The following is a 24,274-nucleotide window of genomic DNA, read 5'->3' as shown; positions in this document are numbered from 1 at the left end:
GTATGGCTGGAGAAAACCGTACTTATACTGACCAGGACTGGATTAAAACACAGGACCTGCGCTAAACAATTGTAGTAAATGCTGTAAAGCACTTACATAAACGTACTCATAGGGCGGCAGCTTCGGCTGCCGTCTTTTTTTACATAGCGTCCACTGAGCTAGCGTTGTTTTAATTCTTTATGCTGGCGGTAAAATTCTTTTTTATCTGCATACATTGCTTCGTCAGCAATATGCATACACTTTCGCAGTTCCTGTTCAGTCTGAGTCCAGGCGTAACCAATTGCAAGACATACTTCTGAGCCATAGCCTGTTTCTGCCCGGAGCTTCTTTACTTTTTCTTCAAGTTCTTCTTTTTTACATCCAGGAAGAATAATAACAAACTCATCCCCACCTGAACGATAGATTTCGTAATTTTCAAAGTGCCTTTTAAGGAGGTTGGCTGCATTTATTAAAAGCTCATCACCTGCTTCATGACCACCTGCATCATTGCACTGCTTAAGTCCATTTAAATCTACAAAGATTATCCCATAAGGAACTGTAACCGTGTAATGTTTTTTAACATGCCAGTCTACTCTGGCATTCATGGAGTTACGGTTTTTAACACCTGTAAGTGTATCAACATTACTCATGTATTCCAGGCGTTCCAGAAGTTCATTACTTGCAACTTCTGCTGTAAGGAAAAAAGCACTAAGTTCAATATACTCTTTAAACTCAACGATTTTGTCTGTATTAAAATTTGTAACAAAGAGAACACCCATTAATTTGTTCCCTTTTGTAAGAGGAGCCAGAATAAGACTTTTTACTCCTGCATCCCTAAGACTTTTTACCCAGACAGGATTTATCTTTTCTAATTCTGCCATGTCAAATTCGTCTTTTATAATGATGTTATCATGCTTTAGAATTGTAGCTTCCCAGGTTAAAACAACATCCGGGGTAAGATAAGGCATAAAATCATTTATTGTTATATTGTCGTCCCTGAATTTTGAACAAAGGGGAGCATATTTTTTTTGTGCGCTGTCTATCATAATAATACAGCTGCAGAAGGAATCAGTAATTTTCTGAATGTCTGTAATAACCTTATTCATGCTTTCATAAAAATTATCAGTCCCACGTAAATTAATACAGGTTTGAATAACATTTGATGCTGTTTCCATAGAAACATTTGACATTCTTTCTGACTCTGATTTTTTGGTAAATTCAAAAGAAAATAAAAAATAGCATAAATTGTCTTTATCTAATTTAGAGGACAAAGGTAAATATACACCGTCTGTCCATACATCAAGAGATTTGGTATCCACATAAGAGTGAAGAGACTGTTTTAGGACGGCAGCCCGATAGCAGAAATCTTCAAAGTTTGGCTCTTTAGGAATAAGCTCTGAATAAAGAATATTATCCTTAAAACCACCACCCATTATCTGCCTGTAACTATCATTTACACAGACAATTCGTATTTCATCATAATGCCCGTCTTCAGTTTTTCTGACTGATATGACAGCACTTGCCTTTTCATAGGAATCAACTAAATCCTGAAAATCCATACTTCCATTTTAAAGCTAAATCACTGCTTTTTCAAATGAAAACACCTGATAAAGAATAAGGGGCTGACCAGTAAGTTTACTTCCTAGTGTCATTCCGAACGCTACGCCACATTCGCACGCACCTGCTACGCCACATTCGCACGCACCTGCTACGCCACATTCGCACGCACCTGCTACGAATGTGTGTTTCGGAATCTATAGGCCTAGATATAGAGTAGATGCTGAAACATGTTCAGCATGACGATACTTTTTGGTCATCCCCTTATTATGGGAGCTGTACTTTTTTTTATCAGATTCACATTTAATCAAATTGATTTATCTTTATTATTTCAGAATAAAATCTTTCACCACCCTCACTTGTATAGGTTACAAAATTATTACTCTCATAACACCCATATACTTTTTCTGAAAAATACCATGTAAACTTAGGTGATGTCTTGTCTTTATCAGTATATAAAGTATCACCATAAATAGTTTCTAATTTTTCAATTAATCTACCACGATTTTTTTGTAACTCAAAATGAATCTCTGTAGTTTTATCCGCATAGTAAGAAGACACTGCTACGGTTTCTGTTTTTCTTGAGGAAACCAAACGAACTTCTGCACAACCGTCATAATCATAAGAAACATCAGTATCGAGTTTTTCATCAGAATCAGTAAGAAGATAATTCTCTACAGGAGTAATCACGAGCGTACCATAAGACGTTTCATATTCTCCGCAAATATACTCATAACTATTCTCAGGATTATCTTCTACTTTTTCCTGACACCCTGTAAATAAAATCACACAAGCAAATGCTCCCATTAATTTTTTAAAAAGTTTCATATATATCCTCCTTTAACTTTTTTCCTAAGCTCTAGTTCTGTGTATCCAAAGAGTTCATTTATCATATAAACACCTATTTATAATTCTGCATCCAGCTCCTGAATAAGTTTCTTAAATCTTTCTATTCTCAATGGAACAGGATTTTCTTTTCCTTCTTCAGCCACTTTTCTTGCATTTGTAAGAATCTGTGTTTTATATTATTTATCTGCGCATTTATTGAACTTGACTGCTTTGCATAAGTTAATTCTTCAAAATCTCTTTCATTGTTATGATGTGCTTTTTCCATATCATTCACTTACCTCATCTCAAAAGGATTAACAGGAACTCTTTAGTAGAGAACTGTCAAGTTCTCTACTCCGCCATTGCTATAGTAATGGCGAAAAAAATAAGCCCTCCGGTTATTTACCGGAGGGCTTATTCCCTGCTTCTGATATTTTAATTACTCCACAAACCTTTGCGGAAGTAGTACATCGGTTTTTAAAATTAAATACAAGGTAAAAAAAAAGGCTGCCGGATGGCAGCCAGTTGTCAGGAGGTTACAACTTCACGTCTACTATGGCAGGTGCTTTACCAGCACACTTGAAGCTTACATGAGCGACGGAGTCTTTGAGGCCGCGCACATAAGCTATCAAACAGCCATTATAAACGTGACGGTAACTAGCAGAATACTCGGTAACATCAGCAAGATCACCATTTTCAAGACCGAAGAGTTCTGCACCTTCAACTTCCACTTTAATCAGGGACGAATCATTTGAAACGACGTTTCCCAAATCATCAACCACACTGACTTCAAGCTGTTGAACTTCATCACCAGGAACAATATTTACTTTAAGAGCAACTGCTGCTCCAGTTGTAACAACTACATCACCGCTTTCTGCGGCTTTTGCAGTAATTTCACCTTCTTCATAATCAACGGTGAACTCTGCATAACCTTTTTTAACGGCATCTGCTTTACCACAGGACTTTCCGTTAATAAAAAGTTCTACTTCTTTTTCGTTGGTATATACACGAACATCTACCTTACTGCCGGCAGCATAGTTCCAGTTAGCAAGCCATGGACGGTTCCAGTAATCCTTTTCTGATACTGCTGTAAAAATCTTACAGAACTTTTCTTCTGTCCATAAAGCTTTTCGGAACCAGTACATTGGTTTTTCAAAGCCTGCAAGGGTAAGGAGACCTGCATAACTTCCGTGAATAGGCCAGCCATGAGCTTCTCCAAGATAATCTATACCTGTCCAGAGGAACTGGCCGGCAATATATTCGTTATCAGTAACAGCATGCCATGCTTCAATACTGTGGGAATTTTCACTTCCTACAAACATCTTGTCAGAAAATCTTTTATGGTCTTCTGCATAGAACTGTTCTTTATAGTTATAGCCGATTACATCAAGGGCATCTGTTACTCCTGTATCAGAAGACAATTCCGGGAAGGCAAGAGCCATTGTTACAGGACGGGTTGTATCCCAGAGCTTAACCTGAGCAGAAAGCATTTTTGCTATACCTGCAATCTGTCCGATATCAGGGTGGTTTGGATTATACTGGCGTTCTGCTGCCGGTTTAGAGGCATCGTTGTTACCAGTCATTTCCTTAAACTTTGGTGAACAGTATGGATCGTTAGGATAATCAATTTCGTTTCCAATTGAATACATTACTACACAAGGATGATTGCGGCGCCTTACAACAAAGGAACGGCAGTCTTCTTTATAGCAGCTGATAAAGTCATCAGTAATACCCTGATGGCTTGGTGGATAAACATTATGTCCCTGCCACCATTTATTTTTAGGCTCCTGCCATTCGTCATAGATTTCGTCCATAACAAAGAAGCCCATTTCATCACAAAGCTGATAGAGTTCATCTGAATGAGGATTATGGCTCATGCGGATTGCGTTACAGCCTGCATCCTGAAGTTTTTTAAGACGGCGGGCCCATACATCTTTTGGTACAGCATTACCCCAGCAGCCTGCATCTTCATGTACACAAAGGCCCTTAAACTTGTAGCTCTTTCCGTTACAGAAAAAGCCCTTATCAGCATCAAAGCGAAGGTCACGGATACCGGCTTTTGTTGTATAAACATCGCTTTCCTTTCCGTCTGCAAGTACCTGTACGGTAAGATCGTAAAGGTATGGATCTTCAGGACACCAGACATGTACATCCTTTATTTCTGAAGTAAAGTTGTATACTGCCTTTTCCTGTGCTGCCAGGTCTCCCTTCTGGGTTCTTGTATAAACTGTCTTACCATCTTTATCTGTAAGGGTCACAGTTACTTCGATTGCTGAATTTTTATAACCGTCGTTAGCTACAGTTGTATCAACATAAATCTGTTTATTGTCTTTTGAATAAAAGAATACTCCGTCATCAGTTAAATGACAGTCATCTGTAATTTTAAGGGTTACAGGGCGCATAATACCGCTTCCTGTATACCAGCGGCAGTCTGCAATATCTTCGTGACTTACACGTACAGCAAGAACGTTTTCTGTTCCGTCTGTTTTAATGCTTTCTGTAATATCAAACTCAAAGGAAGTAAAGCCGTTCTGGTGATTTCCAAAGAAATAACCGTTACACCATACCCTGGCATGCTTGTATACACCGTCAAAGCATACACGTACACGCTTACCCTTCATGTCGTCAGAATTAAAGTGACAGCGGTACCAGCCTGTACCTCCAGGAAGGTAACCTGTTCCGCTGGAATTTTCCTTACTGAATGGATAGGAAGTTGCCCAGTCAAATGGTACGCTTACCTTTTTCCAGGATGAATCATCATAGTCTCTGGCCCATAAATCACCGGCCTTAATAAGCGAATGCAGATTTTGCGAGGGGCTTTGTAAATTAAAAAGCCAGCCTTCCTTTAACAGTTTGTTCATCCTTTACTCCTACGATTTTACAAAAAAATCTTTTCATACAAAGTTCAGACTTTATTTTTAAATACTATTTTGTATTTTACCTGGACTTTTTATGAAAAGGTTTTCATAACTTTTACTAAAAAAGAGGAATGGAGCGAATCACATCCCTCTTTTTTTAGCAGCACGCTATCTGCTTATACAACAGACAGCTTATTTATTCTTTTTGTTGAATGCATCAAGCTGGCTCTGAAGTTCAGAAATAGCTCTGTCGATTCCTGCCTGCTTAAGCTGCTGTCTGAATTCTTTTACGTAAGCTTCCGGATTATCCATCTTACCGTAACAGATGTTTCCAATATAGCGTGACCAAACATCGCTGATGTTAGAAAGTTCAGACTGGATTGAATCTACATCCCATACAATCTGTCCGTATGGATAGTCAACCTTTACTTTGTCGTAAACTGCACAGATTTCGTCAAACTTGTCCCATGCACCCTTTACGTTACGGATTTCGAGATTGTCGTTGCGTCCCCACCAGTAGTCAGTAACGATAGCTTTAGCAATTGCTTCACCTTTTTCGTCAACTACAGGTCTGTAGTAGTATTCACCGTCAAGCTTAAGGTTTCCGTTTTCGTCTTTTGTGTATTTGATTTCTGAAGCTTTGATAACTTTTTTGTTTGCATCAAGAACTTCGTACTGTCTTCCTTCGATACCGTAGTTGAAGAGGCGGTAACATTCTGGATCGTTGCGGAGAAGGTCATATACAGCAAGTGCGTGTCTCTTGTGCTTAGATGCAGCAGAAATAGCCATAGCACCGTGTGTAATTGTCATTGTTGTTACGTTTCCAGATTCTTCACCGAACCAGAAGAAGCCAACATCTGAACCAGGCTGTTTTTCGTCCATCTGTGGGCGAACAGTTGTGTACCATGTCTGTGTATGATGCTGATCTACACCAGTCTGTCCAAGATAAAGTTCTTCACGTGTATCACCAGTGCTGTTGAATACGTCTTTCTTCCAAACACCCATTTCGTCCCATTCTTTCATGAGCTTAGCATATTCTACAAGTTCATTACCTTCCATGAATGGTGAATAGATTTTGTTGATGTTAGAGCGGCGAACACCAAATGTTCCTAAAGTATTGATACCATCAAGAGCGATGTAGTCTGATTTTGACTGAATGTATCCGTCAGCATGGCATGTTGACTGAGCACCTGTTGAATCCCATGCGTAGAAGTTTGACTTCTTAAGGCTTGTAAGGTATTCAAAGTACTTTGTCATGTCTTCCCATGAGTGTACACCGTCTGCAAGACCAGCTTCTTTTGCCCAGTCACCGCGGTACATAAATCCGTGGTTAATCCACTGTGCATAGTTATCTTCCGGCATAAGGAAGATTTTTCCGTTATAGCGGCACATATCCCAGTGTTCTTTAGAAACACTTGCCCATGTTTTTGGAGCCCATTTCTGGATTTCTTCTTCCGGAATTTCACAGAAAGCACCGTTCTTTGAGTTCTTCCATGCATCGAGCCAGTCAGAAGCTGTACCGATAAGATCTACAGTACCGTCCATCTGAGCAAGAGTCAGGTTGTACTGTGTCTGATAATTTGTCCAAGGAATATAATAGATTTCAAGCTCAGCGTTTGCCTTTTCTTTAAGGATTTTGTTAAGTTCCTTTAACATATCCTGTGTTTCATTGTCGCTTGGCTTGTTACCAGTTGTCATGTAAACAACTTTTGCAAACTCATTCATGTCATCATCAGAAAACTTTGGAAGTTTGTTTCCACATGATGCCAGTGAACCGATTGTAGCGAGAGATGCAAGTGCAAATCCCAAACCCTTTAAAATTCGTTTCATTTAGTTCCTCCAACTATTTACTTTTTTTAAAGCACCAAATCAGTAATAAAACCTTTGTTTTTTATAATTACAGCCGGAGACCTATGACTGCCACAAATCTCCGGCTGAAAAAACCTTTTATAAAATCAGCCTTTTACAGCACCTACTGTAATACCGCTGATGAAGTACTTCTGTACGAATGGATATACAAGGATGATTGGTCCTGTTGCAACACAAGCTGTAGCCATCTTAAGTGTTTCTTCAGGGAAGTTATCGAATGTTACGAAAGCTCCTGCTACAGAATTCTTAAGATAAGAAAGCTGGTTGATAATCTGATAAAGCATGTACTGCAATGGCTTGTAAGTTACACGTTCTGAAAGGAAGAGTGATGACTGATACCATTCATTCCAGTAACCAAGGGCAAGGAAGAGCCCGATTGTTGCAAGTGCAGGTTTAAGCATTGGAAGAATAAGGCGGGCAAAGATAGCAAAGTCTCCGGCACCGTCAATTTTTCCAGCTTCTGTAAGTTCATAAGGAACTGATTTTACGAAGTTCTTCATAAGAATGATAAGCCATGGACTCATCATAAGTGGAAGAAGAATAGCAAGGTAGTTGTCCTTAAGACCATATCCCTGTGTCATAAGAAGGTAGTAAGGAGCAAGACCTGCACTGAAAAGACTTGCAAAATAGATAAAGAATGAAATTATATTTCTAAGAGGAAAGTCATGGCGGTTAAGCGCATAACCTGTCATGGAAATAACACCAAGACCTACAAGAGTTCCGGTTAAAGTCATGGAAATTGTAACTACATAAGAACCAAGGATGTTTGATCCTGCCTTAAAAATCATTCTGTAAGCTTCAAGAGTTGCTCCACGAGGGAAGAGAGAGAAACCCTTTACACGAACGATTTCTTCAGAACTGAATGAAGTACCGATAATTAAAAGAAACGGAAGCACACACAGCAAAGAGAAGATAATAACAATTACCATTGCCAGGCGTTCTACAAAAAAATCCGACGTTGTTTTCTGTGACATTATTTATTCTCCTTACTGATTAGAACAATGAATATTCTGGTTCAATCTTCTTAATTACCGTATTACAAATCATAACGATAATAAATCCGATTACAGACTGATAGAAACCGATGGCAGACGCTGTTGAGAAGTTAAAGTCCTGCATTGTTGCACGGTATACGTAGGTTTCAAGAATATCAGTAGTTGAATAAAGAAGGGCGTTAGTACCAATGATGTTATAGAAAAGACCGAAGTTACCCTTAACGATACCTCCCATTGCAAAGAGCATAAGGATAACAAGTGTAGGCTTAAGCAAAGGAAGTTCGATGTACCAGATACGCTGGAAAGCGTTTACACCGTCAATGCGGGCAGCTTCAATAGTTTCTGAATCAATACCCATGATGGCTGCAAAGTAAACGATTGTGTTATAACCGGTACACTGCCAGAGCTGGATAAGGATAATAAGAGGAGGCCATGCTTTTGGATTTGAATATGGTGCCCACTTTGAGAAACCAAGGCTCTTAAGAATACTGTTAAGGAATCCATAGTCATAGTTAAGTACGTTATAAACAAGGAGACCAACAAGAACGGCAGAAATAAAGTATGGAAGAAGCATGATGGTCTGTGTAACTTTCTTAAAGATTCTGTTGGTAATTTCGTTGATAAGGATTGCCATGAACATAGCTACAAGATTATCAAGAATCAGGAAGGCAAAGTTATACAGAATTGTATTACGGGTAAGCTTCCACATCTGACCGGATTCAAAAAGGAACTTGAAGTTATCAAGACCAATGAACTGACTGCCAAAAATACCAGTTGCATAATTATATTTAACGAAAGCAACGTAAATACCAGGAAGCGGTGCGTAACTGAATGCAATAAAGAATACAATTGCAGGTATACACATCAAAATAAGTGAATAATGTTTTCCACATTCAGAGAAGAAAGTACCAACCTTTCCGGAACGCTTTCTTCTTGTTAATACAGTAACTTCAGCAGGAGCGCCGGCAGAAACCTGCCCCCCGGAAGTTGTTTTTACTTTTTCCATAACAATTCCTCGTCTAAATTTATGAAAACCTTTTCAAAATATTAACATCACAAATGATATTTGTAAAGTAATTTTAAAAATGATATCAGATTTTTTTAGTTAATATCTAAATTTATGTGTGATTTCTAATTCCTTAAAGCTCCTTCCCTCTTATTATTTATTTTAACACGAGATTAAATAAAACACACACAAATTCTTTAATAATCAGAGTTTTTATCAACAAAAAACAAAGGCTCCTGCACAAACCGGACAATTCATTCAGTCTGTACAGAAGCCTTAAAGCTAAAAAGCCCTTAAATTTTCAACTGTGGATTTGCCTATTCATCCATATAGGTACCAAATTCCAGGGTTGTACCAAGATAACCAAGCACCGGATGACCGCTGCTGTCAAAATCAAGGTTAACCTGACGGAATTTACTGTCACTTCCCTGTGGAGGGGTAAGGGCTGGTACTGTCATGTATTCCCAGACACCGGTTGTATAACCGTCTGAATCTACACCCTGAAGCTTTTCTTCCTCAGCTGTTTTTATAGCAAGGGCCTCTCCCTCTGCATCTTTAGAAGTAAAGTATGCCAGTTTAACAGGTTCACGGCTGCCGGCTTCTGTACTGTTGTAGTAGGCAATGTATGGAATGTCGTCCTTAAGGCGTACACAAGTCCAGTTACCTACAGAAGCTGCCTGATCTACGCGAACCTGTTTAAGGGTACCAGAATCACATGAAGGCATATACATGTAAACCAGGTCTGAGTCATTTGCATCAAAGGCTGCAATATGAATACCGTTATTACTGTCAATTGCCATAGAAACATCTGTACCAACATAAGCAGGGAAGTCAACTTTTGCACTCTGCCAGGTTACGTCTGGTGTAATTGTAGAGCCATCCACTGCCCCGCTGGAATACCTGAGCTTAAGGCAGGCATCATTTACATCGTAATAAACGATAACTACGATATTTTCTGATGTAACTGCCATATCAAGATATTTTGAACCACTGCTGCCGGCTGTAATACGTCCGCTGGTATTATTGTCTGCAAGGTTTGAATATCTTCCCCTGGTACCAATTTGGGTATTATTAAGGGTATTTGTATTACGCCAGGCTCTGTTTGTTCCAATCTTAAAGGTTCGGAAAATAATGTCCTTATTTGCAGTATTGTCATCATAGTAAGCCATATAAATGCTGGCACCGGTATTTGTTCCGGAATTTCCCTTTACTGCCATACGGATATTCTGATAGCGGCCAATAAGAGTTGATCCACCAAAGGATGTTTTTTCAAGAGCGATGGCATTGTTATAGCCATCTGTTGAATATACACCGCCATAACCTTGATAACCTGTACCTCCAGCCCATCCGTCAGTTCTGGAATCATCATCCCAAAAATGATCTTCTGCATAATCGTTGTAAACTACATCCATTGATGCACCGGCATAATTATAAACTGTTGCATGGATATATTTACCTGATTCATCCCTGACCATAGCCATCTGGTCTGAAGAAATTGCACCTAAAAGATATTCAATTTCATCAAAGGTTCCGGTACTTCCGTTAAACTTAGTTCTCTGTGCCTGATAACAGCCTCTAACATAACCATTAAAATTATCTTTTGCATTAACACCGTTAAGATCGATATAGCCGAATACAGGATCATCTCCGTCCATTATCATATTTGGATAATAGCCGTTTTTAATCTGAGTAGCCGTCATGTCAAAGAACCTGAAGTACCTGTCATCTGTAAGAATTACGTTCTTAGATGAATTAAAGTCCGGTTCACGGTTAGGCATCTGCCTGTAATCTTCTGTCTGGCGCTTTCCACCTGTTCCTGTGTAAGTGTAGCTTCCCTTTGCATCATTGTAGTTAATGTTGTTAAGGGTACGCTGACCGTTACTGATTACTTCAAGATAACCACTCTTTGTTATATTGCTGTTTGTAAGAGTAAAGGTGTTTGTTGATCCGGCAGTAAATCCTATTGAGCTGGCATTTGCATTTGTAAATGAAGCAGCTGTTAAATTATCTTCATTTACAATCCATGCTGCTGACGGTGCAAGGTTAAAGCCGTTTACTGTAATTACGTTATTAGCAATATTGGCAAGAATACTGTACTTACCTTCTGCCGACCTGATGTTGTTGGCTTTAAGGCCGCTGTAATTACGTGCACCTGTTTTTATGCTGCTTACATAAGGAACAATATCCATGCGGATACTTCCTGTAAGGTCACCCTGATTTACAGTCATATTGCTGCCACTTCCGGATACACTTACCTGTCCTGAATATCCGCTGCCTGTTACAAGAGCCTGATTTGATGAATAAACAACCTGCTGGAGTCCTGCATTCCATACAGGCTTACCACGGTCAGCAGCCTTTGTTTCTACAAGAACATCTGTTACAGAAACACCATTTACCTTTTCTGTATCAAGATAAAGTATCCAGTGAACAACATGACCGTATTCTTGAGATGTATAGTCTACTTCGTCAGAAGACTTCTTACCTGCAGGCAGGGATTCAATAAGGCCAACCTGAATAAGTTCTCCGTAAGTTGCCTTTTTAATTTCTGCAGCCCAGCCTTTTGCAGGAAGAGCACCCTTATCAAGAACAGATGCTGCTGTCCATGAAGGTTCACCACTGGCATTATAAGAAGCAATTACTGTTTCGTTTGTTCCCATAGCAGCCATTGCCTTGCTGAACTTAACCCTGATCTGACTTAAAAGGGTCTGGTCATGGGCAATACCTTCTATTTTTATCTTGCCTGAAACTTTTGGATCTCCGTCACGTTCCCCATCAGAAACATCATAACCTGCAGATCTTACCCAGTCAGAAGGATATTCAATATGTCCGTTCTTAACAGAGTTTTCAAAGAGAGAATTATCATTAGCTGTGTTCCAGTAGAAAGGAAGTACCCAGTTTTGAGCGCTGGTATTTTTTCTAAGGGAAACATCCATAATTACGTTAAGGGTTGCAGTGTTACTAACTGCATCTGCCCTCTTCTTACCTGGTGTTGAATCACCAAAGTCAAACTGGAATTTCTTATACTTACCGTCAGAAATAAGCTGGTCATCAACAGCATCAAGGGTTCCGATAAAATCCTTTACCTGGAGGATAATTGATTCATCAAGCTGAGCTATGGAATCTGTTGTGCCTGAAGCAATTTGCTTTCCGCTTACAGTTCCGCACTTTTCCTGATCAGTCCACTTTTTCTGAGCTTCATCATATTGATAAACTGTGTATTCATAAGAAATCTTACCGTTACCACCTACGATTTCCGGCCTTACTTCTGTTACACCTTTTACAGTAAGGGCTGACCTTACTTTTTCTGAAGTCTGTACTGGATAAGTAACTGTATCCGGTGCTGATTCAAGATCAAAGTTGCTCACATCTGCTGTGTGATAGTTTGTATTAAATTCACTTTCATCAACTGTGCCGTTTCCGTCTTCGTCTGTTCCTACAAGAAGACCGGCAAGACGTGGTGCATTATTTGAAACTACACAATCAAGAGTGTAAGGTGTATCTGAACAGTTACCTGCTGCATCAAATACAACCATATGAAGGGTTACAGGACCGTCAGGAAGATTCTTTGAATTAATGGAAGCATCAAAAATCCATTCAGTACCCTGCTTAGAGAATGTTTCTGTAATAAGGTCGCCGTCATCAGTATCACTCTTCTTGTAATAGCCATAACCATAACCGTGGCTGTAAACAATTTCACTGCCGTTCTTTTCGCTTCCGTGGTCGATTACATTACAAAGGGCAAACCAGGCATCTGCACTACCGTCACCAGGATTTTCTTCCAGCTGAATTGTTGTGCCGGATACATTGCTGATGAGGTAAATGGTTCCGTTAATCTTTACCAGTCCCCTTGGATGAATGTTTGCATCAGGGCTGCCTGTATAAGAGAAGGTTGTACCGTCAACTGTACCGGAATACTTCTTCCAGTAAAGTCCCTGCTGATAAAGAATGTCACTTCTTCCCTGATAATTTATAATCATGTTTCCGGAAGAAATATCATCAGCTTCTTTGTTTGAATGATAAACCATTACATCAAAGAGGTCGTTTGTTTTTGCATTCTTTTCGTTTACATGTTCCGGATAAGTTTCTGCATCAAATTCACCAAGAGAATAATCAAGGTCACGGGTAAAGTAGAAGGCGATTCTTTCTACACCAGACTGCTGAAGTTTTTCTCCTGAAGAAGTTTCAATCTCGTCTTCTGAAGCAATTGCTCCAAAAGTATAGAAACCGTGCTGATTGTAAATCTTCTGGTTAAGCTTAACAAAAATATTGCTGCTGTCTGTGTTGAACACAGGAGCCTTATTATCGTAAGTAATGTTGTATTCAAGAGAAAGAGGAAGTTCATTGTCTGTATTTTCTACAACATAGAATTCAACTTTAGAAGAACCAACCTTACCGGCTTCTTTACTTCCCATTGGAACACTAAAATCGTAATGGTAAATAATCTTTCCATTATAAGTGTCACTTACAGCCTTAAACCAGCAGTTACTGTCTGAAGGTTCTGTATAAGACTGACCTGCAGAAGAAACTACTTTTTTGCCGTCGTACTGAATAAGGGAAATACCAGAGTCATCATCCTTAAATGTACCTGTGAGATACCAGATTCCCTTTACGTTTTTACCGTCAGAATATGGCTGGCGGGCAGAAACATTTCCTTCTCCATCATACTGAACAAGATAGAGACTGCTGGCATCTACATAAGGACTCTTTGCATCAATTTCTATTACCTGACTTACAGGAATACTTCTGTGACATTCTTCATCAGTAGCATGGAAAATTAATGTAAAGACAGACTTACCTGTGCTTGAAGGATTAAGTTCCTTATTTGTATTAATTGTCTGGTTCCAGCCGGTACCCTTTACGTCTACCATGATACCGTAGTTGGAAACATCTGCTTCCGTAATTCCGGCAAGGCTTGTTACAAGAGTGTTTGTCCTCATGTCGCCGATTTTGTAAATACTGCTTCCTGCAGAATCCTTAAAGTTATAAATCTTTTCTAAATCTGCAAGAGTAAAGGCTGAGTTTCTTCCGTCTGCAATCTGAACATAAACATATTTAGCTGCATTGTTGTCTACTGCAGTTCCTGTCATACGGATTGCACCACCTAAAGTAGGAGCTTCTCCATTTACATCAAGAGGATATGAAAGTTCAAGGGAAGGACGTTCACCCTGAGGGTCTACGTTTACAAGCTGTGACATTTCTGTAACATTGCCGCAGTCATCAAGTACCTTAACCCAGAAGTAAACCGGTGTTACTGTATCATAAGGATTAAGGGCAGCTTCTATTTCTGCCTTTGTAGTAATGCCAAGATATTTTTCTGTAAGGTAAACTGCAAATTTATCAGTGTGGTCTACAGCATCCAGGTCATCATCAAAATAAACAAACCAGCTTGTACCGTTATTTGTATCTGTAAGTTCTACCCATTTTGTTGAGCGGACTTTTCCTGCAGAAGTTACAACCTGATCCTGAGGAACATCGTCCTGACTTCTTGAAAGGGCATAGTAAACCTTAAAGCCGCTTTCGTTGGTAACTTCTCCCCTCATTGTTTCTGACACACCAACTGTAGCTGATGGTTTTGAAATCTTTACCAGAGGCTTAACATTATCAATAGAGAATTTAAGTGTCTGTTCCCAGACCATTGGATCCGGAACCTGGTCATAAACCTTAAGGTCAAAGCTATCTTTAGATGCAAGAATAATGTCTTCAGAAATCCAGTTATGATCATCTACATCGTTATAGTGCTGGTCAGAACAGGTAAAGGCATAATTCTTTCCGCCGTAAACTACCTTTGCACTTCCAATCATCTGGGCAGACTTAGCCATAAGTGAAACCCTGAACTTTGTATAGATTCCGCCCATAGTCCTAAGTTCTGATGAATAAGGAGACCAGGTACTTTCCTTAGAGTTAAATACTGAATACTTAATCTGACTTACAGAAGGTGATTCAGTTGCCACATTAAAGGCAAGGGCAACTATCTCAGAAGAAACATAATGTTTGTTTTCTCCGCTGCCACTGTCACAAATCTTTGGCTGGCTGGAAGCGGCTGTTGTAAATACAGTATTTGCGCTGTCCTTAATCCTGAACCAGAGAAGATTGCTTCCTTCGTTAAAGCCGGAGATTGTCCATGAACTTCCGGAAAGTGTAAGGGCTGTCCAGGTAGTTCCACGGTCAAGGGAATATTCAATTGAAGAAATGTTTCCGTCATCATCACTTACTGTTCCGTAAAGGGTTGTTGTACTCTTTAAGTAACTTACGTTTCCTGATGCAGCAATGTTCATATTTGTAAGGGTTACTACAGGACGGTCTGAATCCTGATTGATTTTAATTTCTACCGGTTCAGAATAACCTGTATTACCTGCAACATCAGAAGCTGCTACACGAATCATATAAGATGAATTGTCAGCAAGATTTTCCGTATCAAAATTCTTAATGGTAAAACTGTAGTTTCCTGTTATTGCAAAGTCCCCTTCTCCAGGATTTTCTTCCGGGACAAGAGCTGTCCATGTTGCAGAAGAAGCCTTCCAGTTTTCTCCCTTAAGGGAATACTCAAGACTTTTTACAGAAGTAAGTGGCAGAGTGTTATCGTCACTTACGCTGCCTGTAATAGAAATCTTTTTGTTTACAACTGTTGCTTCACCTATATCAAGAGAAACTTCCGGAGCTTTTGTATCTACAAGAACTGTAGTAAGAGGAAGTTCGTTTACAGTACCTTCACCTGCATTGTCAGTTACAATTCCAAAAATTACTTCGTTACCTGTAGAAGAAGCAAAGGCCGAAGCATAAATTTCTGCCTGCCACTGAGCTGTAAGTCCTGACTTTGTAACTGTAAGTTTTCCATAGCGGGAATCTGTCAGGGAAATAAGATTTGAACTGCCAACTCTGAGGGAAAGTTCATTTACACCGGAAGCATCATCAGAAGCACTTCCCTTAAGTATGAGTTTTTCTCCGTTCTTATATTTGTAACTTCCGTTATCAGAGTAAACACTTACGTATTTAATTCCGCCGGAAGATTCATCAAGAGAAATATTTGCCGGAGTTGAATCCTTTTTTACAACAGTGTAGTACTGCTGCTGGTCTCCAGTATTTACATAATCTATACTTGTGTTGCCTGCATTGTCTTCTGCTGCAATAACAAGGTAATTAACATTGTTGTCAAAACCAGAGAGGCTTTCGTGATAATTAGTGCGGACAGTCTTGTAATATCTGTAAAGATTTTTTCCATCCTTTACACCAGCAGCTGTCTGAGAAAGAAGGGTTGAACTTTCTGTATCCTTTTCTCCTTCAAAAGCCTGCTCCCCATCAAGAACACTATAGAATACCCTTGCGCTTTCTTCTGCTCCTGTTTTAAATGAAGCCCTTGCATTGGTAATTACATAGTCCCTGAGGGAATCAGTATCCTTTATCTGATATTTATCCCCGGACAGTACAGGTTCTGTAGAAGTACCTGCAATTTCTACAGGCTTATCAAATACCATGTAAGAAATTTTCTTTACGCCGGAACCATCGCTGCCGTCTGTAATTTTACCGCGAACTTCTATCTGACTTGAGTTAACAAATACCTGGCTGCCATTTTTACGGCCGCTGTTTGTAGCAGAAGAAGTTAATTCATCATAGCCTTTGTTGCCCAGCCTTAAGTAAAGGTCTTCTCCATTTGCATCTATCTGGTGATAAGCTTCCGGTCCCCTGCGGTCCATAATTATGCTTATGTTTTTTTGAGTAAAGTTACCGGCCTTATCGCTTACCCTGATTGTTGCTGATGCATTTTCTGTCCATGAAGACATATCAAGATCTGTAAACTCATAGTTACCGGAAGCTGTACTGAAGTTCTGAAGCTTAGTTATTGTGCTGCTTCCACTTGTTATAGTAAGGGCAACTGAATCAAGACCGTAGTTGTCTGTAACTGTACCTTTGAATGCAAAAGTTTTGTTGTCAGGATTAATGTAGTATTTATTTCTTAAAGAAGAGTCATCTGTATAAGCTGCTTCTTCTGAAGAATCACTTATTATGTAAAGTTCGCTGCTGTTGATTACAGGATTACTTGTATCCAGAGCCAGTGGGAAAAGATTAAGGTTTCTTGAAGTACCTGCAATATTTTTTGCTTCCAGAGAAAGGGCTGATGCCTGTAAAGGAGTAAACCTTGCCTTCCATGAACGGATAAGTTCCTTTGACTCAAGGTCTCCGTAAGACTTCCATGTAAGGTTTTCTACATCATCAGAAGAAGTAAGGCTTTCTTCTGAATACCAGATTTTTGTTCCTGCTGCATTAAGTGCAAGTTCATCTACACCACTTTCTTTATCTGAATAAAGACCGTAAAGAGTTACTGCTTCTGTTCCGTTTACATAAACAGTTCCACCTGCATCAAGAATCTGAGATGAACCAACCTGATAGTAAAGGCCGCTTACTTCCGGAGCAGAAGTATCAATATTAATTTCAAAAGAAGAAACTGCAGAAAGGTTACCTGCCTTATCCTTAGCCTGAATATAAATTACGTTAGGCTTAACCAGGGAACCTTCTATATGATTTGTTTTAAATTCTACCGAACTGAATTTAAAGCTGCCATTTTCTAAGCTTGAAGTTTCTCCCGTATACTTTTTGGAAAGATCCGCAGGAGCAGCTTCGTTACTATCTGAAGCTTTTACGTAGTAATAAACTGTATCAAGACTTTCTTCATTATAGCTGCCGGAAATATTAAGGCGGGTGTCGTTAAAATATTTTTCCTGCTGCCATACTTCTGAGCCTGCATAAATAATATTGTCCTTAAGTACAGGAAGGGTTCCGTCTACAATTGTCTCTGCTGTATAAAGGGATGACTGACGGCCGGCAATATCTTCTGCCCTTACCTGAACTACATAAATGCCGTCATGATTTTTCTGACCTGTTTTACCACCATCTGTAGCAAACTGAATTGTTACAGGGGATTCCTTTGTACCGTCTGCAAGAGTCTCTTCTTTTGTAACAGTAATGCCATAATCTGCAGGATTAATTTCTACAGGATTTTTATCTGAGGCAGAAGCTTTTTTAAGAAGAGTAACTTCTACAGAAGCCAGCTGATTGGAATCTGATGCTGTAAGCTCAAGTTTTGCTGCATCTCCTTTTTTGCAATAAGCAGAAAGTGGAGAAGTATTTTCTTTTACAGAAACTGAAGGCAAAGAAAAGTCAAAGATTACATTTGTAAATTCGTAAACCTGACTTTTATTACCAGATTGATCTTCTGCATAGTATTTAATCTTTATGTCCTTACCTTCTCCATGTTCTACAGGGAAAGTCTTGGACCAGTAAGTAAGGTTCTTAACCTGTGGAGCTTCAAGGCTGTCCAGATGTAACCACTGGGAATATTCTGACATAGAAGCAGTCTTTACTGCATAATGAACAGTCTTTGTTCCTGAGCCTTCTTCGTCACTCCAGGTACCCTGAACCTTGTATTTGTACTCACCATTTTCTTTTGAAATGGAAGCTGTCTCTTCTGTAATTATAAGATTTCTCTGACCATCCCAGCCTGCAAGTTCCGAATTGGTAAGACTGATTTGAGGAGGAGCATTGTCTGCGTAGAAGAAATATGTTCTTGAAGTTGAGTTACCGTCGTTTTCTGCAACTGCCCTTAACGCAATAGTATAGTTTTTAAGGACAGCAAGTTTTTCTGCCGGAATTACAAGGTCTACATCTACCTGGTGAGGCCCCGGACCTTCTTCCAGCTGAAGTTCATCTTTAATAACAGTATAGGAACCTTCTTCAAAAGCAATTTCTGATTCTTCCTTTATTCCGTCAAAAACTTTCTGAAGAAGGGTAAATTTCATTGCAGCACCGGTTTCGTCACTTACAGTAAAGCTTACTCCAGCCTTAGAAGAAGCTGCTGCAAAATCAGCTGCCTTTTTATATTCACCATTTTTTACGTTGAAAGAAAGATTTGGGGCACTGGCTGTTGTCTGGATTTTAAATCCGTAGTTCTTACCGTCAGCGGCGATAAATTCATTATTGTCCTGATCCTGACCTTCTACATAAACACAGTAAGATTTTCCGGCAATAAGGCTTGTACCAAACTCAGAGATTCTTACGCGGTATTTTGCAGAAGTTGTCATTGCTGTTTCTGAAGTAATATGGTTATCAGAACTTCCTATGTAAATATTCTGGCTTTCTATTGTAACAACAGGTTCTGCACTGTCATCAACATATCCTGTAGACGGAATCTCATAAATCTTTACTTTAAGGGTGTCCGGCTTAATGTATGCCTTATCAAGACCGGCTGTTACTTCTATGTTAAGGGCCTGGTCTTTAAGAATTTCCGTAAATGAATCTGAATCCCCCGGAGTGTATGAATAATCAAGGGCATAACTTGGATTAGCCCTGGAATCTACGGAAAAAGCCAGCATGTGTTCTGAATTGGCAAGGTAGGAGTTTGGAAGTGCATAACTGCCCTCTCCCTTTAATATCTGAAGAATGGCTGCCTGTTTTTCCTGACTAAGGGAACCTGAATATGAACCGTTAAGAAGATTTTTAATCTCGTACATTTCAAGGCTTTCACCAAGAGCTGTAAGTTCTTCTTTAAGGTAGGATTCAATATAAGTTGTCTGGCTTTCGTTGCCGGCTGTATCTGTAACCGTTACAAAGGCATAGTATTTTTGTTCAGTATCAAAAGTTGAATCACCCTTTACCCCATAAATATTTTTATAGTTCTGATATAAGTCTGATTCTCCCTTTGCTGCAGCAACGGCTTCGCTTTCGTAGTATTTTGCAATAGTAACTGCTGTATCTGCTGTATCAAAACCTGTAAATTCATTTTTTGCCAGCTGAATTTCTGTACCGTCTTCTTTATAGAGGCGGACCTTCATGGTTTTTACGCTGTTGTCATCAGAAATCTTACCGCTGATTTTAATTGTACGGCCAAAAGGATCCGGTGAAGAAATATTAAGGGTACCCGGTTTGGAAATTACAAATACCGGCGGAGTTGAATCTACTGTAAAGGCACGGTCTCTTTTGTAGGAATGGCCGGATGAATCGTAGGCTGTAGCTGTAAGTTCATATTTACCGTCTGGCAGAATCATGTCACCTTCCTGAGAAGAAAGGGAGGAGCCTGTATATAAATTAAGCTGCCATTTTTCTGAATCAAGCAATTCTGCATGAAAGGTCTGGCCTATTGTTTCGTTTGTATCAGTGTTCTTTAAGGTAATATCTACCCTGGCAACACCCTTATCATCTGACATTGTTCCTGATACCAGAATATCTCCGGAACATACCTGGGAAGGCTCCGGATTATTTACCTCAAGCAAAGGAGGCTGTGTATCTACAGAAGCACCAAGACCAATATCACAGGACAGGGTAAGAAAAACTGAACTGATTAAAACAAAAGAAAAACATGAAAACCTTTTCATAAAAATCTCCTGTATAAGCTGCAAACTATATAAAATTGTCTAAAGCCCTAAAAATAATAAAATACTCTTAATTATTAATTATCTCAAATATCTCCAATCTGTCTAGTGGTTTTGTTTTAGTTTTTTAGTGTTATTTTAAGGGGCTTTCTATAAAAAAATGTTTTTTAAGACTATATTAATAGAAGAAAAATGATCAAAAAAAAGGCTGCCCTGTAAAGGTTTCACAACTAACCTTTACCGGACAGCCCATATGTAAATATAAGGAGAGCTGAATTAAAACTATTCTACCTTCTGACGCATCTGGGCAGTTTCTATGTTGTACTCAGAAGAAGAAGGTGCAACAACATAGGCCATTACACCATTATTTGAACCGTTACCATAACAGATACCTTCACTTGTATCTGCATAAGATGATGTATAGCTTGTGGTTCCGGTAGAAAGACCGTAATTTGTTCCTGTTGTGGAATATGCAAGAACTCCGTCTTCCTCATCGGTTGCATATTTCCATACACCCACATTTATCTTTCTGCTGTCTTTTACCGTACTCTGAGTTGGTACAATAGTACATTCCCAGACACCAGTGTAGTAATTACCGTCAGTACCATCTGTTTCTGTACCTGCATAAAAGGTTTCTGGATCTGCAAGATATGCATAACGAGGTTTTTCAGGATAAGAGCCCCAGTATCCGATATAAGGAATCTGGTTTCCATCTCCATCTTCTGCTACGTCTATAGTCAAATGCTCACCAACATCAAGGTATGAATCTACAGTAGCTTCTACCGGTGTGCCGTCATAAGAACTCATATATACATAGTACAAATCTGAAGATGTTCCATCATAAGCTGCAATATGAACAGAATTATCATTACCTGTAACTATCTGACAATTTACTCCTGCACCTTCTTTAAGGCAGACAGCTTCTGACCATCCGTTTCTTCCGCATGCTTTTGACGCAATATAAGTACTGAGAACAGTCTCATTATCAATGCTGCCATCCTTAAAGGCATCAAAATAGCTGTAATACAAATCAGAACCACTGTACCATACCATTACAAGAACGTTATTACTTGTTACAGCAATATTTACATAATCTTCTGCATAAAGCCTGTTATCTTCATCACTATTATCATTAAGATTATAAACTGATGATGAGCTGTCAGATGAAGCTGCTACAACCTGAACATAATTAGCACTTGTTGTATAAGTAGTTAAAGAAGAACCATCAGTTCTGATACTTCCATAATTACCAACTGTTCCATTAATATTTCCAAGACGGAACCTTAACTCACCATTAAGACTGTCAAAGTATGCAAGATAAACATCTGTTGAACCATCATCATTATAATGAGCTGCAATACAAGGACTCTTAATACGGGACTTAGTTACATTAGAAGCTCCGCTTACATCTACAGGTACATCTGTATTATTAATATATCCGGCATTACTCTGACCAATATTTTCTATATGCCGGCTGGCAGTTGTAGTCGCATTTGATGACTCAGCATTACCTACAACATCCCAACGGCTAGTCATAAATGAATACTTATCACCATAAGTTGAACTATTATTAATATCTCCACCTACTGAAGAACCATAAGTATAACCATTTGTATCGTAAGCAAAGGCATTGTACTTCATTACATCATAAGCTCTGTTCCATTGAGTATAAGATGTATCAGCAGCAGCCATATTGAATCTTGAACTTCCGTTTGTAAATGCAAAACCAATCATTCCGGTAGCAGGATTAATCTTCATTTCAAGGTTATCAGCCTTGCCTGACTCAGGGATAGCTGCACCACTGTTTATATCCCAGATATCAAAGTAAAGGTCATCTGTAAGAATATTGTTATTCTTCTTATTAGGAATACGGTTATAGTAATTACTGTAAGTACTATAATTTCCTGCAAGATCAACTACTCCTACAGTATCACTTACATTACCCTCGTCATCTGTTTCGTAACCATAAGCACCGCGGGAATCATTATTGTTGCTGTTGTTAAGGGAAGAAATCGAACCTACAACTACATAAGCCTGTCCTGACTGAGCACCTGCTGGAATTGTAAAGGTGTATTCAGCAGCACCGCTGTCACTATCTGTAGAACCGGAAGCTGTAAGGTCTGCAGTATTATCCGAGTCACCCTTAAAGGTCATTGTTCCATCGCTTAAGTTAAAGCCTGTTACAGTTACGCTTTCATATTCAGCAGCTGCATAATTTGTTGCCGTTTTAGCAGCAGTTGTTCCGCCGGCAAAGGACATGTAAACAGGATAGTGTCCAAGAGCAGTTCTGTTATAGATACTTGCTACAGTATTGTAATCAGAAAGACTTGTTGTAAGCTTTGTTACATAAGGAACAATATCCATACAGTAATAATCTGTAAGGGCATCGCTGGCTGTAGATGTTGATACCGGTGTATTTGACAGAGGAGTTGAATAAGAAAGATCTTCTGCATACAGAGTTGTACCGTCAATACTTACAAGACTTCCTCCTGTAGTAGAAGCAGAAGGTGTTCCGTAATTTGTAGCAATCACTGTTACAGGAACATCAATACCTGTTCCATAAGACTCTGTATTCCAGTGGAAGGTCCATTCAACATCATGGCCAGAAGCAGAGAATTCCTGTTCTGTAATTTCAAACCAGTAACCATTTGTACCATAATCAGCTTTTGCTGCCGCAGTTACAAGGGCTGCTGCATCATCATCAAAGCTGGCAACTGTATAAGAAGTTCCATTTATTGTTACTGCAATACTTGCAATAAGGTTATCATCATGAGCACTTCCTTCTATATTAATAGCCCCGGAAACCTTTGGATCCACATCATACTGAGTTCCACTTGTATTTGAATCATAACCGTCAGAATTAAGCCAGTCAGCTTCAAGTTCAATATGTCCCTTAAGAGCAGCATAAGAAGATGCACTTGAAGAATCATAAACTGAATTATCTGTAAGACTATTCCAGTAGAAAGGCTTGATTTCTACAAGAGGAGTATCTGTAGAAGAAGCATTTACTGCAATGTAAACCGTAAGGCTTGCACAGAGAGTTTCGTTTGTAAAGACTTCTGTTCCTTCTGCAGAATCCCAGAACTTAAATTCAAATGGAATACCATCAGAATTGTTTCCTATTGCAATAAGGTCTCCTGTCTGAATGTTAATTGCATCACTGTCATTTATTGTGTAATCAGTTGCTGCAGAATCTACAATAGCTGTTGCATTCTGACCGGAAATACTATTACTTCCGTTTGTAACTGAGTATGAATAATAAAGGGCACCATTACCACCTACAATTTCAGGAGTAAGGGTTGTATATCCGCGAACCTTCATTACAGGATTATCTTCATCACCGGCTGTCATACTTGTTGGCAAAGGATAAATCTTAGAAAGAGTTACAGAGTTTGCATCAGGATCATAAACATTTACAGTTTCTGAATTAACAGTAGTTGTTCCGGTTACATAATCTGCAGAAATACTTGCTGCATTGTAATCAGTAAGGGTTTCATCCATTGTAAAGTCGCCGTTATAATCTGTTGCAAGAGTAAAGCCTGCAAGACGCGGCCTGTAGTTACATACAGTTCCGCTTACACTGTCTGATACACAGTTACCTGCATTATCAAATACCACATATACCAGTTCTACCGGACCATCAGAAATATTCTTTGAACAGATGTTGGCTTCCCATACCAATGAAGTTCCGCTCTTGTCTACACTTTCTATCATGCGGTCACCGTCATCATAAGCAGGACTTTCGTAATAACCGTCGCTCTGGATTTCTGAACCGGAATTTTCAGGAGTTGTATTGTCTACAATTGCTGCAAGGGCTACATA

9 protein-coding genes are annotated in these 24,274 nt (G+C 39.2%); all 9 read right to left on the bottom strand.

What is annotated here, in order from left to right; all coding sequences use genetic code 11:
• Positions 1–158 precede the first annotated feature (158 nt).
• On the bottom strand, positions 159–1,538 hold the full coding sequence (locus K6D58_RS03355) for a GGDEF domain-containing protein (protein WP_296827583.1): 1,380 nt from the start codon (positions 1,536–1,538) through the stop codon (positions 159–161).
• Between the two features lie 301 nt (positions 1,539–1,839).
• Complete coding sequence (locus tag K6D58_RS03350; protein WP_296827581.1) at positions 1,840–2,364, bottom strand: hypothetical protein; 525 nt, start codon at positions 2,362–2,364, stop codon at positions 1,840–1,842.
• A 127-nt stretch (positions 2,365–2,491) separates the two neighbouring features.
• Entirely contained in the window at positions 2,492–2,650 is a 159-nt protein-coding gene (locus tag K6D58_RS03345) for a hypothetical protein (protein WP_296827579.1), read from the bottom strand.
• A gap of 250 nt (positions 2,651–2,900) precedes the next feature.
• Entirely contained in the window at positions 2,901–5,225 is a 2,325-nt protein-coding gene (locus K6D58_RS03340) for a glycoside hydrolase family 2 protein (RefSeq protein ID WP_296827576.1), read from the bottom strand.
• 189 nt (positions 5,226–5,414) lie between these two features.
• Positions 5,415–7,052, bottom strand: coding sequence for an ABC transporter substrate-binding protein (locus K6D58_RS03335; RefSeq protein WP_296827574.1), 1,638 nt, complete (start codon positions 7,050–7,052; stop codon positions 5,415–5,417).
• Positions 7,053–7,177: 125 nt separating this feature from the next.
• Positions 7,178–8,065, bottom strand: a complete 888-nt coding sequence (locus tag K6D58_RS03330; RefSeq protein ID WP_296827571.1) for a carbohydrate ABC transporter permease — start codon at positions 8,063–8,065, stop codon at positions 7,178–7,180.
• 19 nt (positions 8,066–8,084) lie between these two features.
• Positions 8,085–9,092 carry an ABC transporter permease gene (locus tag K6D58_RS03325; RefSeq protein ID WP_296827568.1) on the bottom strand — a complete coding sequence of 336 codons (1,008 nt, stop codon included), beginning with the start codon at positions 9,090–9,092 and terminating at the stop codon, positions 8,085–8,087.
• Between the two features lie 317 nt (positions 9,093–9,409).
• A complete protein-coding gene (locus K6D58_RS03320) occupies positions 9,410–20,455 on the bottom strand; it encodes a hypothetical protein (RefSeq protein WP_296827567.1) in 11,046 nt (3,681 codons plus the stop codon).
• Positions 20,456–20,734: 279 nt separating this feature from the next.
• Positions 20,735–24,274: hypothetical protein (locus K6D58_RS03315; RefSeq protein ID WP_296827564.1), on the bottom strand; the 3,540-nt coding region annotated here is incomplete at its 5' end.

This window comes from Treponema sp., from assembly GCF_024696245.1.
Lineage (GTDB): Bacteria > Spirochaetota > Spirochaetia > Treponematales > Treponemataceae > Treponema_D.
Note: the sequence above shows the minus strand (reverse complement) of the source record. Positions and strands in the feature narration are given on the sequence as shown.